Source organism: Agrobacterium rubi TR3 = NBRC 13261, from assembly GCF_000739935.1.
GTDB lineage: Bacteria > Pseudomonadota > Alphaproteobacteria > Rhizobiales > Rhizobiaceae > Agrobacterium > Agrobacterium rubi.
This window is the reverse complement of record NZ_BBJU01000007.1, coordinates 179,417-192,360: the sequence shown is the minus strand read 5'-3', so window position 1 is coordinate 192,360 and position 12,944 is coordinate 179,417. Positions and strand designations below refer to the sequence as shown.

The following is a 12,944-nucleotide window of genomic DNA, read 5'->3' as shown; positions in this document are numbered from 1 at the left end:
GAGACAGTCGATGGCCAAGGGTCAAGTTCGCAGCAACAAAGAAGTCAGAAAACCCAAAAAAGATAAAGCCGCACCAGCAGCAGCCCCAACGCTGGGTTCGCAGGTCAAGGCGAGCGAAAGCACCACCAAAAAGAAGTGACGCGGCCCGAATGATACCATTGCGGCGCTCGGGTTTCGAACGCCGCAATCTCCTCTCACCGCTCCTATAGATTGTCGTTGAAGGGCTGACACCGGGTGGCCGATGGCTGCTTTCAAAGCCGCTGTGGCAGCATGCCTCACGCTTTCAGGTTTGAGTAATAGAGCCCGAAGTTGACAGCCAGCATGACCAGCAAGATGGCCATCGAAACGGCAATAAAATATCCCAGCCTTTTAAGGAAGCTCCAGGGCTTGTTCTTTCGGCTGAACGCCACATAGCCAGCAGACCCAAGGGATATCCCAAGAATGGCGGGGAATGAAAGCATCGTCATTTACCTTGCATTGTATCCAGCATAACTGGATCGACATCTATCCTTATAAAAGCGAAATGGACCGGCTCGAGACCGTGCCATTGCAATGGCGTCAGGACACTCCGCTGCTGAAAGAATTTCGCGGGAAGCGACCGAGCCGCTGATGTGAGCCAGAATCAACCATTGGCCCACTATGATTTTCGACAAGACTTCAATCAATAGATATTTTTCTGGAAAAACCGCAACTTAAGCGGTGCGCCGAAATTCAGCGAGAAGCTAGACGTAGCGTGACTGCTCAACTTAAAGCGAAGAAAAACGCTGTCTGTGTATGGGAACTCTGCGCCATGAACAAAGTTCGATAGCCAGTTACATCAGAGGACCTTTCAAATGGCATTCGAAACACCGACCCATATCGATCAGGAAAAAAGACCTGACCACCCCGAAGGCGCTATTGCCGCGAACACAGAATTCGACGCTTCCGATACACAATCTGTTCCAGACGATGCGGAAATCGCAAGCTCGACGCCGCTTGTCGATGAAGCACTTGAGGCGGTCCGTGAGCAGTCCGACGCGGAAGACCCCTCAGCCTATGCTTCGGAGGAGGTCGAAGCTGTCGACAGCGTATCGGCACTGACCTTAACCTCTGGTCGCGTCGTTAAAGCCGAAGCGAAAGGCGTTGCAGCCACATTAGGCGCGCGCATTCGCGCGCAGCCTATCGCCTATCTCGGCCTTGGCGCGGTTGTAGGATACCTTCTGGGTCGCCGTTTCTAACCGTCGCCTTGTCACGCCGTGTAAGGCGTCTGAGGGAGAAATCTCTCCTGAAACACCCTTAGTTCCAGCGGCCTGCCGAAATAATATCCCTGGAATGCGCTGCACCCGCATTCCAGCAAAAACTGAAACTGCTTCTCTGTTTCAACTCCTTCAGCCAGAATTTCCAAGCCGAGATCATGGCCCATTTGACAGATATTCTGAGCGAGGAGTGCCCCGCGCTCGGTCGCGATAGCCCTGACGAAACTGCGGTCCAGTTTGAGTTGCTGGAGAGGAAGTTGTCGTAAATAACTCAGCGATGAATAGCCGGTGCCAAAATCATCAAGAGCAACACCGATGCCGCGCTCGCGCAACGCCTTGATCTTCTGTATCAACAAATCGACCTGAGTGACGAACATGGTCTCCGTCAGCTCCAATTGAAGCTTTTGCGGCGGAACACCGGTTGCCTCCAAGGCAGACGTGAGGTCAGCGACGAAATTCCGCTGAAGAAACTGGTCAGGACTGACATTGATCGATAAGACGAAATTTTTCGTGCGACGCGTGTCGCGCCAGGAAGACAGGGTTTCGATCGCCTTATTCAACACCCAACCACCCAGTTCTGGCATCAATCCGGCTCGCTCTGCCATTGGTATGAAATCATCCGGCGCAACATAACCAAGCCTTGGATGCTTCCATCGCAGCAAAGCCTCTGCCCCGATCAGGCGACCTTGCCGATCGACCTGAGGCTGGAAGAAAAGTTCGAGCTGCTCCTTGGTTATTGCCAAGCGAAGTTCCCGGATAAGCCGGGAGTCGGGTCCCAGCTTATGCTGCAACAACAAAATACCGCCGCATAGGAGCGCGGTCACGACGATCGCATGGCTCCACGCTGTGATCATCCGAATTTCGTCGCTGAGAGGGGTGGCGAACTCAAAGCTCATCGCGCTTGCAGAAAAGCATATGAAAGCTGCAACTGATGCCAGGATTACGCCCAGCTGGAAACGGCTGGGATCGAGCTGATGATTGACGAAACCTGCTAGAGCAATGATGAGAAAATAGACATGCGAAACCCGCGGCACCGCGTCGCTGGGGACATCGAACAACAGTGAAAAACTGGTGATGAACAAAATACATGCCACTTGGGAAAGGAGCATGCCCTGTGAAACATACCCATTTTTGGCCAAGAGCCATCCGACTAAAATGGTCGAAAACAGCGTCGCCTCAAGTGCAACGAGTTGCCAGACCTGCATCAACGCAAATATGACGACCCAAATGCCGCTGACAAATACCCCAACGGGAAGTGCAACACGACAGACGAACTGAAGATGCTTTGAGCGTTGAGGGCGCACGCCCAAACTGCAGCTGGAAAATTCGTCCAAAATTCAAGTCCGTCCTTGCGATGCTTTCAACTATATCAAGCAAGCACCAGAAACGAATTTAATTTTGCCGGGTGATTTGTCGCAGGCGTTAAGTGGTTGATTGCCCCCGACGCGAGCTGCGCCATAGTTACGGCATAGTCAGGACGCGGCGATAACGCGTCCTGTCGAGTATTTATTCAACGTCTTAAGCTGCACCGGCTGGATCGCCAATCGGCAACAGCGCGGGGTTGAGCGTTGGATCATTTGGGTTTTTGTTATCGCCGGGGTCAGTGATTGGTGGCAAAGGCGGCTTTTCCTGAACGCGATCAGGAATGCCGGGGGTAGACGTTGGGCCGCGTGGCGTTTCTGCTGGGCTACCGGGGGCCGGGTTGATATCTCTCATGACACGTCTCCTTGTGGATCGTGAGATGCAAACTTGTGATAAGCCAACGGGTTCCGTTTCCATTGGCATATACTGTTAAAGTGATCGCAGTTGCACAACTTATAGACATTTCAGATCTACGAGCGGTCATCCACCCCATGCAAACCGATGAGCAAACACCACGATGTCAGCTGTTTTTTACCGTACTTTTCTGAATGTACTGCGCGATAGTTCGCTGTCTGCGGCCGCGCGTGCGTTGGGCATCACCCAATCATTGAAGAACGCGATCAGGCCTCGATACACTCATTGCAAATTCCACAACCGTCATCATCGATCCACGGACTTGCCCGCTGGCAGCATAAACAAATGCGGGTATCTTTTTCGTCTTTTCCTGCGTCGGGCGGGATGATTTCGACCGCCGTTTCCAACAAAAAATCAATTGCAATCTCCGACATCTTGCCGCTCCTTCCTTCTGCGAAGTGAGATAGGATCACGAAGGGTTTCCGACAAGAGTGCGGATATGGCGGAACCGCGGGCAGAGGTGATCTGAGGTTTCATCATCAGGAAGATGAACGCCAGCTCTGGGCTTCAAACGCAGTTTGCCGACCATGCGTTTGGCGCTTGGTCGGCGAATTGCATTTTTTTGAATTTTCGACGTTACTGCTTTTTCTTCATGCCCTGCGAAAGCTCCGCCTCATCTGCAACGATCGCGGCAGCCTCGACCTGCAAAACGTCTTTCGCGTTTTTGCGAGCAGTTTCGATTGCCAAATTGGCGCTGAGGCTGCGTTCGTTGGCTTGCAGGCCATCGTCGTCGCCGCGCATAATTCCGTCGTCGGCCTGTCCGCGCGCCTTCAAACGATCGGCCAATGCGGTCATTTCATTTCTGCGCTCGGTTTCGTTGAGAGACAAGGTGCGTTTCTCACGCTGGGCTTTGAGATCGGCGACATCCTCTACGAATCGCTGAAAGGCTTTATCGTCCTTAATACGGGCTTCATGGCGGCTTTCCAGCTGTGGCAACAGCGTGTTGGTGATACCCTTCGCCGTATATTTTGCCGGCTTGATTTCAGAAAACGGCAACGCATTGTCGTAGCTCGATTCACCCAGCAGCTTAGGGTCGGAGAGTCCCGGAAGGCTGATGTCGGGCGTGACGCCACGCAGCTGGGTCGTTCCGCCGTCGATGCGGAAGAACTGCGCGATGGTCAATTTCAACTGACCAAATTCCGGCTTGGTATTGCGGGCAACCTGATCGAGATCCACCACTGTCTGGACGGTACCCTTACCAAAGCTCGGCTCACCCACAATCACACCACGGCCATAGTCCTGTATCGCTGCGGCAAAAATCTCCGATGCGGAGGCGGAGCCGCGATTGATGAGAACGCCGACCGGACCGGACCAGGCGGGCGATGACAGGTCATCGCTTTCGACCTTGATCTTGCCTTCTGCATCGCGTTGCTGAACCACTGGACCTTTACCGACAAACAAACCCGTCAGGTCAATTGCTTCAGAAAGCGAACCGCCACCGTTATCACGCAAATCGACCAGCACGCCGTCGACATTATCCTGCTTCAGCTCTCCAAGCAGCTTGGCGACATCGCGGCTGGCACTTCGGTAGTTCTTGTCACCTTTCCGGCGCGCTTCGAAATCCTCATAAAACGTCGGCAGAGTGATAACCCCGACTTTGCGGGTCACACCGTCTTTGACGACTGGCACGATAGTCTTCTGCGCAGCCTGTTTTTCAAGGCTGACTTTGTCTCGCACGAGGCTGATCACCCGGTGATTTGCGTTTCCACCTGCGTCTGCGGGCAAAATATCCAACCGAACGGTGGAATCCTTTTCACCGCGTATCAGTTGCACCACTTCGTCCAACCGGGTGCCGACCACCTCTTTTATGGCGCCATCCTGTCCCTGACCGACGCCGATGATGCGATCCCCGACGGCAAGCTTGCCGGACAATTGCGCCGGACCACCTGCGACGAGCTCACGAATGGTCGTGTAACCATCCCGCTCCTGCAAAACGGCACCGATACCAACCAGTGAAAGTCTCATCGAGATATCGAACTCGTTGGACGCAGCGGCACTGAAATAGTCCGTATGTGGATCGACGGCCGTCGTGTAGGCGGCCATGAACGTCTGAAACACATCATCGCTCTTGTAGGGATAAACACGTTCCAGAATATTCTTGTAGCGCTTGTCCAGAGTGTCTCGAATGGCTGGATCGGCCTGGCCTGCCAGTTTCAAACGCAGCCAATCGCTTTTGACGCGCTTGCGCCAGAGTTCGTTGCTTTCCTGCTCCGATTGTGCCCAGGGGGCGTCTTCGCGCAGCAGCGAATATTCTTCCTTTACGGTGAAATCGAAGCCTTGCTTGAGCAGACTGCGGGCATAGGTCATGCGATCCACGACCCGCTGGGTGTAGACGTTGAAAATGGAAAATGGAATGCCGAGGTCTTCATCGAGGATGCCATCATCGATGCTGGTCTTGCCAACCATAAATGTGTCGATATCGGCCTGCATGAAAAGCATTCGGTCCGGGTCGAGGGACTTGATGAACTTGTCCATGATTTTCGCCGAGAGCGCATCATCGAGCGGAACAGGCTTATAGGCGTATCGCCCCAGAAACTGCGCACTCAGATTGGCCGCTTCAGCCTGGGTTTTGGATGCCTCCAGAACCGGAGGTTTCGCAAGCTCTTGAGAAAAAGCAGAGGACGCAACAAATAGAATTAAGCCAACGAAACCGTACTTCATGCGCATCCAGCGTTCTTCCTTATTGACGTCCTGAATCAACCCTACTGAATTCTAGAAAGCAATTGTGATTTTTTCACAAGTCCATAGCGTGTCTTGTGAACACAATGATGCGATCATTTGTCTGCCGATAGTGGCTCCTCACGCATCAATCACCGCGCATCTGTCGCTAACAAATGTCATGCAATGACCTGCATGCATATCGCCTTCGCAAAAACCATGGCACAGCCCGTGCAAAAACCCTTGCCGGGATGGCGCACTGAGTCCATACACACGTCATGACGTCTGATTCAAAAATATTCGTTGGGCTGAAGTCCGCGCGCAAGAAATCCACCAGCGCCAGTGAGCCAACAGGTCCAAAATGCCAGTGGGATGGTTGCGACAAAACCGGTACGCATCGCGCACCTGTCGGGCCCATGGCGGAAGGTCTATATCTGCTGTTCTGCATCGAGCATGTCAGGGAATACAACAAGGGATATAGCTTCACGGCAGCGCCATCGAGCGAAGAAGTCGCGCGCTACCAGAAAGAAGCCGCCGAAGGCAGACGTGCGACCTATGGAACACGGGTTGACCGGGCAACCGAAATCCCGATGCCATCGACAGCGCGCTCCGGTTCTGCAAAAGCCCTGAATCAGCGCAAGACAGCAGCACAGCGTCAGGCGCAAAAAGCCGACCTTCAAAAAAGAAAGCTCAAAGTGCTCGAGGCAAAAGCCTTCGACACGCTTGGCCTTGCAGCCGATGCGACGCCAGAGGAAATCAGACGCCGTTACCGCGAAAGGCTCAAAATGCATCACCCCGATGGAAATCAGGGTGACCGGACATCCGAGGCCGCACTTCAGGCAACGATAGAGGCGCATAAGATCCTGAAGCTGAATGGCTTCTGCTAAAGCGCTTTAGTCTTCAGTAAATCTTGGAGCGCGATTTTGCCGCCAAATCCTCGATCATGACCGATGCGTCCTTCAACGCGCTTCGACATTGATCCACGGGGACGTCGCCAACGGCAAGGTCTGCAGAAATCTTCTCCAGAAATGTCACGGCGTCGCGTACATTTAGCGCGGGATGTCTGTCGATCTTGTCTCTTAGCTCTCGTACCGCGACAACAGCGCGATCAAGCAGCTGCCGGATTTTGGCAGGGTCGGTTTGCGAAATGTTTTCGGACGTTTCCGTCAGCTCCGAGATGAGTGCAGCATAATCCATCGACAAAGCTCTCCAAGGTCGCCAACCGTGTCATGGACATCCCAGGACACGATTGGCTTTGTTCTCTGGTTCTATCAGCTTAAGCCGTGAGAACAACCTTGATGCAATTGTCTTTTTTGTCCCGGAATGTTTCGTAAAGCTTAGGGCCATCTTCCAGTTTTGCCCGGTGCGTGATGAGGAACGACGGATCGATCTCACCCTCTTCGATCCGGCGGAGCAGATCTTGCGCATATCTGTTGACATGGGTCTGACCCGTGCGGATCGTCAGGCCCTTGTTCATCGCGGCGCCAAAGGGGATTTTATCCAGGAAACCGCCATAGACGCCCGGAACGGATACGATACCACCCGGTCGGCAGGCCATGATGGCGGAACGCAGGGCGTGCGGGCGATCCGTGCCCAGAAGTGTGGCAGCCTTCACCTTGTCCACAATTGCATCGAATGACGCGGTCGCATGGGATTCGGAACCGACGGCGTCAATGCACTTATCAGCACCATAACCATCGGTCATGTCCTTGATGTGTTCGAGAATCGTTTCGTCGATCTCATCGAAGTTGATCGTCTCGGCACCGAGCGATTGCGCTAGGGCAAGACGCTCAGGAACATTGTCGATCGCGATAACGCGCGCTGCACCCTGCATGAATGCGCTCTTGATGCAGAACTGCCCGACCGGACCGCAGCCCCAGACAGCAACGACATCGGTCGGCTCGATCTCGCAATTTGCAGCCGCCATCCAACCCGTTGGGAAGATATCGCCCAGGAACAGCGCCTGCTCATCCGACATTCCGTTTGGAATGACAATGGGCGAAACGTCTGCATAGGGCACTCTGACGAACTCGGCCTGGCCGCCAGCATAGGCGCCTGTCAGATGCGAATAACCGAAGAGACCGGCTGTCGGATATCCAAATGCCTTGGTCGCATTATCCGCTGTTCTGTTGGTGCGCTCGCACACCGACCAATTGCCCTTCAGGCATTGCTTGCATTCACCACAGCTGATCGTGAACGGCACGACGACCCGGTCGCCAACCTTCAGCTTTTTGTTGTCGCGACCGACATCGACGACCTCGCCCATGAACTCGTGACCCAGAATGTCGCCCTTTTCCATGAAGGGGATATATCCGTCCATCAGGTGAAGGTCCGAGCCGCAGATAGCGCAGGCCGTCATCTTGATGATGACATCCCGTCCATCCTCAAGCTTAGGTTCTGGTACGCTGTCGCAACGAATATCGCCTTTGCCGTGCCAGCAGAGAGCTTTCATGGGAATGTCCTTATTGTTCGGTGGCGGGGTCAAAGCCATCATTGATAGTAAGCGACGAACCTAGGTGGAGTCGCACGAGCTAGACCAACCGAAGCAAAACAGCTTTGTTCCACACCGTCCGGTAGCAGACGGACGCACCTACATCTCTCAATCAAGGGAACTCTGCTTGGAAACGCTAAGACGCGTTCGAGAAGACCAGTTCCATCCGGTCAGCGAGAAAGCGCGTGATAATACTCTGCACGGGGGCATCGTGTGGATCGATATCGATTGCCTGGCTGACGAGAACAATACTATCAGGCGCGCAGGTCAAAAAACTGATGTCTCGCGCCGACGCACGTTCGGCGGTCAGCCGTGTTTCCTTGCGCCTGTAGTCGGAAAGGCCTTCCATCTCCAAAGCCTTGGTGATGGAGCCTGTCTCTGCATAGGCGGCAATGATGCCGGGAAAGCGTTCGGACGAAAAGAGCGAGGTCGAACGTGACAGAGGAACGCCGTCTGCCACCGCCAGATGCTCCATGCGGTGTAATGGCGCGCCTGGTTTACAATCCAGAAGCCTTGCCTGCGCGGCATTGGCGGCGATCAGTTCGGCATGGATCAGCCGACCCGATGGCTCCAACGATTGGCGCATCATGTTTTCCGAGAAGCGTGCCCTGGCGCCAATCGGATAAAAGATGCGCTTGGGTACCGCATTCACGAACGTGCCCCGCCCGCGTTCGGCCCGCAGCAGCCCCTCTGCTGACAAAACGGCGATAGCGCGCCTGACAGTGTGGCGATTAACCCCGTAATGCGATGCCAAGGCGACCTCTGTAGGGAGTTGATCATTGATCGTCCCTTCAGCGATGGCGCCGCGAATTCCATCTGCAACGCGCCGCCAGCGTGAAACGCCATCGTCAAGATCGTCCATATTCGGCCTCTCAAAAATATCGAGCTGTCATTCACCTGTCACCGTAATGGGTGTATAAATCGAATATGAACGGTTGTCTACACAACTAGACAAATATGGGTAGAAATATGACGAACACCTCACCCTCAGCTGATACTGCTGCTTTTTCCAGAAAGCACGCTCTCGATGTTCTCGCGGCAGCACCCGTTTCTCTTCTTGCCGAGCACTATTCCCGGCTAGCGACAGAAATGCCAGCGGCCTCTGCAGTGCGTGGCCCGGAGATCGGCACGGTGATGGTGCGGGGAAAAATCGGCGGCGGTGGTGCAGCCTATAATCTGGGCGAAGCAAGCGTCACTCGGGCAACCGTAAAGTTGGAGACGGGCGAAGTCGGCCATTCGATCATTCTTGGCAGAGACCAAGGCAAGGCGCGCATCGTCGCGCATCTGGATGCGTTGCGACAAGTCAGCAACTGGCAGCAGCGCATCGATGACGAGATCACTCGCCCCATCCTTCTCGTTATCAGCGAGGAAAAGCAGCAGCGTGCTGAAGAGACGGAAGCGACGAAGGTTGATTTCTTCACCGTTACGCGAGGAGAAGACTGATGCAGACAGCAACATTCGATGGTGGCTTCACCGACCCTGTTTTTGCATCCCAGGCTGTTTTCCGCTCCGTGATGGACGCCTTTTCCAGGCCTGGAATGATCGTTGATCTCGGTCACGTGGCAGCAGGTCCATCGCCGCTCAGCGCCGCCGCGTCAGCCATCCTGCTGACGCTTGCAGATTACGACACGCCTGTCTGGTTCGAAAATGCACGTGACATGCAAGGCGCTGCCGACTGGCTGGCCTTCCATTCCGGCGCACCGGTCACGCTAGAGCGGGGCAAAGCAAGTTTTGCCGTTCTGGCCGACAACAGCCAAACGGAGAATTGGGAGGGTTTTGCGCAGGGTACGATGAGTTATCCAGATCGCTCGGCGACATTGATCCTGCCCGTCAAATCCATGACGGGTGGAACGACACTGCATCTGAGCGGCCCCGGCATTGAAAGCAGCCACAGCGTTTCACCATCCGGCTTGCCAGACGGCTTCGTCGCGTGGGCGCAGGAAAACAATGCGTCCTATCCGCTCGGTCTCGACATCGTCATCGTTTGTGGCAGCGAGGCGCTGGGCTTGCCGCGCACGACGCGTATCAGGGAGGTTTGAACCGATGTATGTGGCCGTAAAAGGCGGTGAAGCCGCTATCGACAAAGCCCATAAGCTGTTGGCCGACAGGCGTCGTGGTGACCGCGACGTGCCTGCCCTGACATTGGAACAGATAGCAGGTCAGCTGTCGCTTGCGGTCGACAGGGTTATGGCAGAAGGCTCTCTTTACGATCCAGAATTGGCAGCCATGGCCGTGCGTCAATCGCGTGGCGATCTCATCGAGGCGATTTTCCTGCTGCGGGCGTACCGCACGACACTGCCGCGTTTCGGATATTCGCATCCCATCGACACCGGTGCTATGCAGATCGAGCGCCGGGTATCGGCGACCTACAAGGATATCCCCGGCGGCCAATTGCTGGGTCCAACCTTCGACTATACCCACCGATTGATCGACCCTGCCATGGCGGGAGACGAGGCGGTTGATGAACCAGAACGGCGTGCGGTGAACCCTGACACGGCCTATCCGCGTGTCACGGATATCCTGAACGGCGAAGGGTTGATCGAACCGGACATCCATTCTGACGAAGAGCCGACCGATCTCACCCGCGAGCCGACTGCATTTCCCGCCAACCGCGATCTGCGGCTTCAGGCCTTGGCGCGCGGCGATGAAGGGTTCTTGCTCTCACTCGGCTATTCCACACAGCGAGGCTACGGCCGCACGCACCCGTTTGTCGGAGAAGTGCGCATTGGACTGGTCGAGATCGAGGTGGATGTTCCAGAACTTGGCTTTGCAGTTTCCATCGGTTCCATCCGCGTCACAGAATGCCAGATGGTATCGCAGTTCAAGGGCACGGCGACAGACGGTCCGCGCTTCACCCGCGGCTACGGGCTGGTGTTCGGACAATCCGAAAGAAAAGCGATGGCCGTCAGCCTCGTTGACCGCGCTCTGCGAGCCGATGAATTCGATGAGCAGCGCACCGCGCCCGCCCAGGACGAGGAGTTTGTGCTGGCCCACTGCGACAATGTTGAAGCCACAGGCTTTGTGGAGCATCTCAAACTGCCACATTACGTGGATTTTCAGGCGGAACTCGGTCTGTTGCGCATGGTGAGGCAGGAAAGTGAAGACGCACATGCAAAGAAGGAGGCAGCAGAATGAGCCTGCCCAGCTACAATTTCGCCTATCTCGATGAGCAGACCAAGCGCATGATCCGCCGGGCCATCCTGAAAGCCATCGCCATACCCGGCTATCAGGTGCCGTTTGCGTCTCGCGAAATGCCCATGCCCTATGGCTGGGGAACCGGCGGCGTGCAGGTAACGGCTGCGATCCTTGGCCCGGACGATGTTCTCAAGGTCATCGACCAGGGTGCCGACGACACGACCAACGCTGTCTCGATCCGCGCTTTTTTTGCCAACACCGCAGGCGTGGCAACCACGACGAAAACGACGGAGGCAAGCGTCATCCAGACGCGCCACCGCATTCCCGAAACGCCGCTCAAAGCCGGTCAGACCATCGTCTATCAGGTTCCGATCCCCGAACCGCTGCGCTTTCTGGAGCCGCGCGAAACAGAGACGCGTATCATGCATGGGCTGGAGGAATACGGCTTGATCCAAGTCAAGCTCTATGAAGATATCGCCCGACATGGCCACATCGCCACGACCTACGCTTACCCGGTCAAAATCGAGGGCCGTTATGTGATGGACCCCTCGCCTATCCCGAAATTCGACAATCCGAAAATGCACAATTCACCGGCGCTGCAACTGTTCGGTGCCGGTCGCGAAAAGCGCATTTACGCCCTTCCACCGTTTACCGAAGTCGTCAGCCTCGATTTCGAAGACCATCCTTTCGAGGTCCAGCGCTTTACGGCACCTTGTGCCCTTTGCAATGCGACAGGTGTCTATCTGGACGAGGTGGTGACGGATGACCGCGGCGGGCGCATGTTCGTGTGTTCCGATACCGATCATTGCGAGACGAGACAGGCAGACGGCCATCATGGCCCCGGAATGCCGCAAGCAGCGATAGGAGAGCAGCCATGAGTGATCCAATCCTGTCCGTGCGCGATCTCGAGCGCCGCTATGGTGGATTTATCGGCTGCACCGGAGTTTCTTTCGATGTCTGGCCGGGTGAGGTCATTGCCATCGTCGGCGAATCCGGCTCCGGCAAGACGACGCTGCTAAACTGCATCTCGGCGCGGCTCGATCGTTCCGCTGGCAGCGTTCGCTACCGCATGCGCGACGGGCGTTTTCCCGATCTCGCCGATCTGTCCGAGGCCGAGCGTCGCTTCTTGATGCGCACCGATTGGGGGTTCGTCCACCAGAATCCGGCTGACGGTCTGCGAATGCGGGTTTCGGCGGGTGCCAATGTCGGCGAACGCCTGATGGCCGTCGGTGAACGTCATTACGGCGATATTCGCCGCACCGCCAGCGACTGGCTGTCCCGCGTCGAAATCGCAACCGACCGTATCGATGACCAGCCGGTGACGTTTTCCGGCGGCATGCGCCAACGATTGCAGATCGCCCGCAATCTGGTGACCCACCCTCGCCTGATTTTCATGGACGAGCCGACAGGCGGTCTGGACGTTTCCGTTCAGGCGCGCGTTCTCGATCTCCTGCGCGGGCTGGTAAGCGACCTTGGCCTCTCCGTTGTTCTCGTCACCCATGATCTCGCCGTCGCGCGTCTTTTGTCACAGCGAATGATCGTGATGAAAAATGGCCGGGTGGTCGAAGATGGCTTGACCGACCGTGTGCTGGACGATCCGCAACATGCCTACACGCAGCTTCTTGTCGCCTCGATCCCGGAGAGCTGAG

At 55.7% G+C, this 12,944-nt stretch carries 16 protein-coding genes; 8 read left to right on the top strand and 8 right to left on the bottom strand.

Annotation, left to right across the window (positions count from 1 at the left end; translation table 11 throughout):
* Positions 1-10 precede the first annotated feature (10 nt).
* Positions 11-139, top strand: coding sequence for a hypothetical protein (locus tag RRU01S_RS26685; RefSeq protein ID WP_256387055.1), 129 nt, complete (start codon positions 11-13; stop codon positions 137-139).
* Between the two features lie 136 nt (positions 140-275).
* Here RRU01S_RS26685 and RRU01S_RS05460 read toward each other — a convergent pair whose 3' ends face one another.
* Entirely contained in the window at positions 276-461 is a 186-nt protein-coding gene (locus RRU01S_RS05460) for a hypothetical protein (protein ID WP_131367768.1), read from the bottom strand.
* Positions 462-833: 372 nt separating this feature from the next.
* On the opposite strand from RRU01S_RS05460, the gene RRU01S_RS05455 reads away from it, so the two are divergent.
* Entirely contained in the window at positions 834-1,217 is a 384-nt protein-coding gene (locus tag RRU01S_RS05455; protein ID WP_045229228.1) for a hypothetical protein, read from the top strand.
* A gap of 11 nt (positions 1,218-1,228) precedes the next feature.
* Here the strand turns inward: RRU01S_RS05455 and RRU01S_RS05450 are convergent, their stop codons facing one another.
* From RRU01S_RS05450 to RRU01S_RS05440, 4 genes are all read right to left on the bottom strand, one after another.
* The gene (locus tag RRU01S_RS05450) at positions 1,229-2,569 is read right to left on the bottom strand and encodes a putative bifunctional diguanylate cyclase/phosphodiesterase (RefSeq protein ID WP_131367767.1); all 1,341 of its coding nucleotides are present in this window, start codon (positions 2,567-2,569) and stop codon (positions 1,229-1,231) included.
* 184 nt (positions 2,570-2,753) lie between these two features.
* Entirely contained in the window at positions 2,754-2,951 is a 198-nt protein-coding gene (locus RRU01S_RS05445; protein WP_045229226.1) for a hypothetical protein, read from the bottom strand.
* A gap of 266 nt (positions 2,952-3,217) precedes the next feature.
* Positions 3,218-3,385, bottom strand: coding sequence for a hypothetical protein (locus RRU01S_RS26175; RefSeq protein WP_165572210.1), 168 nt, complete (start codon positions 3,383-3,385; stop codon positions 3,218-3,220).
* 202 nt (positions 3,386-3,587) lie between these two features.
* A complete protein-coding gene (locus RRU01S_RS05440; RefSeq protein ID WP_045229621.1) occupies positions 3,588-5,678 on the bottom strand; it encodes a carboxy terminal-processing peptidase in 2,091 nt (696 codons plus the stop codon).
* A 269-nt stretch (positions 5,679-5,947) separates the two neighbouring features.
* Between RRU01S_RS05440 and RRU01S_RS05435 the strand changes: the two genes are divergently transcribed.
* Positions 5,948-6,556 carry a DnaJ domain-containing protein gene (locus RRU01S_RS05435; RefSeq protein WP_045229225.1) on the top strand — a complete coding sequence of 203 codons (609 nt, stop codon included), beginning with the start codon at positions 5,948-5,950 and terminating at the stop codon, positions 6,554-6,556.
* Positions 6,557-6,569: 13 nt separating this feature from the next.
* Here the strand turns inward: RRU01S_RS05435 and RRU01S_RS05430 are convergent, their stop codons facing one another.
* The 3 genes from RRU01S_RS05430 to phnF all read right to left on the bottom strand — a co-directional run bounded on the left by RRU01S_RS05430 (position 6,570) and on the right by phnF (position 9,022).
* Positions 6,570-6,866: a hypothetical protein gene (locus RRU01S_RS05430; RefSeq protein WP_045229224.1), complete on the bottom strand. Its 297-nt coding sequence runs from the start codon at positions 6,864-6,866 to the stop codon at positions 6,570-6,572.
* Between the two features lie 79 nt (positions 6,867-6,945).
* Positions 6,946-8,121 (bottom strand): zinc-dependent alcohol dehydrogenase, encoded by a 1,176-nt coding sequence (locus tag RRU01S_RS05425; protein WP_045229620.1) that lies wholly within the window; start codon positions 8,119-8,121, stop codon positions 6,946-6,948.
* A 175-nt stretch (positions 8,122-8,296) separates the two neighbouring features.
* A complete protein-coding gene (gene phnF, locus RRU01S_RS05420) occupies positions 8,297-9,022 on the bottom strand; it encodes a phosphonate metabolism transcriptional regulator PhnF (RefSeq protein WP_045229223.1) in 726 nt (241 codons plus the stop codon).
* Between the two features lie 107 nt (positions 9,023-9,129).
* Between phnF and phnG the strand changes: the two genes are divergently transcribed.
* From phnG to phnK, 5 genes are read left to right on the top strand one after another with little or no spacing between them, the layout of a single operon-like run.
* Complete coding sequence (gene phnG / locus RRU01S_RS05415; protein ID WP_045229222.1) at positions 9,130-9,603, top strand: phosphonate C-P lyase system protein PhnG; 474 nt, start codon at positions 9,130-9,132, stop codon at positions 9,601-9,603.
* The gene (gene phnH, locus RRU01S_RS05410) at positions 9,603-10,199 is read left to right on the top strand and encodes a phosphonate C-P lyase system protein PhnH (protein WP_045229221.1); all 597 of its coding nucleotides are present in this window, start codon (positions 9,603-9,605) and stop codon (positions 10,197-10,199) included. The genes phnG and phnH overlap by 1 nt, the downstream gene beginning before the upstream one ends.
* Before the next feature lie 4 nt (positions 10,200-10,203).
* Positions 10,204-11,295 (top strand): carbon-phosphorus lyase complex subunit, encoded by a 1,092-nt coding sequence (locus RRU01S_RS05405; RefSeq protein WP_045229220.1) that lies wholly within the window; start codon positions 10,204-10,206, stop codon positions 11,293-11,295.
* Positions 11,292-12,173, top strand: coding sequence for an alpha-D-ribose 1-methylphosphonate 5-phosphate C-P-lyase PhnJ (locus RRU01S_RS05400; RefSeq protein ID WP_045229219.1), 882 nt, complete (start codon positions 11,292-11,294; stop codon positions 12,171-12,173). The genes RRU01S_RS05405 and RRU01S_RS05400 overlap by 4 nt, the downstream gene beginning before the upstream one ends.
* Complete coding sequence (phnK, locus tag RRU01S_RS05395) at positions 12,170-12,943, top strand: phosphonate C-P lyase system protein PhnK (RefSeq protein WP_045229218.1); 774 nt, start codon at positions 12,170-12,172, stop codon at positions 12,941-12,943. The genes RRU01S_RS05400 and phnK overlap by 4 nt, the downstream gene beginning before the upstream one ends.
* The last annotated feature ends 1 nt before the right edge of the window (position 12,944 follow it).

What these genes read in the sequence shown, in the direction of transcription:
- RRU01S_RS05455 (WP_045229228.1), top strand. Translation starts at nt 834, where the DNA reads ATGGCATTCGAAACACCGACCCATATCGATCAGGAAAAAAGACCTGAC.
- phnH (WP_045229221.1), top strand. Translation starts at nt 9,603, where the DNA reads ATGCAGACAGCAACATTCGATGGTGGCTTCACCGACCCTGTTTTTGCA.
- RRU01S_RS26175 (WP_165572210.1), bottom strand. Translation starts at nt 3,385, where the DNA reads ATGTCGGAGATTGCAATTGATTTTTTGTTGGAAACGGCGGTCGAAATC.
- RRU01S_RS05405 (WP_045229220.1), top strand. Translation starts at nt 10,204, where the DNA reads ATGTATGTGGCCGTAAAAGGCGGTGAAGCCGCTATCGACAAAGCCCAT.
- phnG (WP_045229222.1), top strand. Translation starts at nt 9,130, where the DNA reads ATGACGAACACCTCACCCTCAGCTGATACTGCTGCTTTTTCCAGAAAG.
- RRU01S_RS05440 (WP_045229621.1), bottom strand. Translation starts at nt 5,678, where the DNA reads ATGCGCATGAAGTACGGTTTCGTTGGCTTAATTCTATTTGTTGCGTCC.
- RRU01S_RS05445 (WP_045229226.1), bottom strand. Translation starts at nt 2,951, where the DNA reads ATGAGAGATATCAACCCGGCCCCCGGTAGCCCAGCAGAAACGCCACGC.
- RRU01S_RS05430 (WP_045229224.1), bottom strand. Translation starts at nt 6,866, where the DNA reads ATGGATTATGCTGCACTCATCTCGGAGCTGACGGAAACGTCCGAAAAC.
- RRU01S_RS26685 (WP_256387055.1), top strand. Translation starts at nt 11, where the DNA reads ATGGCCAAGGGTCAAGTTCGCAGCAACAAAGAAGTCAGAAAACCCAAA.
- phnF (WP_045229223.1), bottom strand. Translation starts at nt 9,022, where the DNA reads ATGGACGATCTTGACGATGGCGTTTCACGCTGGCGGCGCGTTGCAGAT.
- RRU01S_RS05400 (WP_045229219.1), top strand. Translation starts at nt 11,292, where the DNA reads ATGAGCCTGCCCAGCTACAATTTCGCCTATCTCGATGAGCAGACCAAG.
- RRU01S_RS05425 (WP_045229620.1), bottom strand. Translation starts at nt 8,121, where the DNA reads ATGAAAGCTCTCTGCTGGCACGGCAAAGGCGATATTCGTTGCGACAGC.
- phnK (WP_045229218.1), top strand. Translation starts at nt 12,170, where the DNA reads ATGAGTGATCCAATCCTGTCCGTGCGCGATCTCGAGCGCCGCTATGGT.
- RRU01S_RS05435 (WP_045229225.1), top strand. Translation starts at nt 5,948, where the DNA reads ATGACGTCTGATTCAAAAATATTCGTTGGGCTGAAGTCCGCGCGCAAG.
- RRU01S_RS05460 (WP_131367768.1), bottom strand. Translation starts at nt 461, where the DNA reads ATGCTTTCATTCCCCGCCATTCTTGGGATATCCCTTGGGTCTGCTGGC.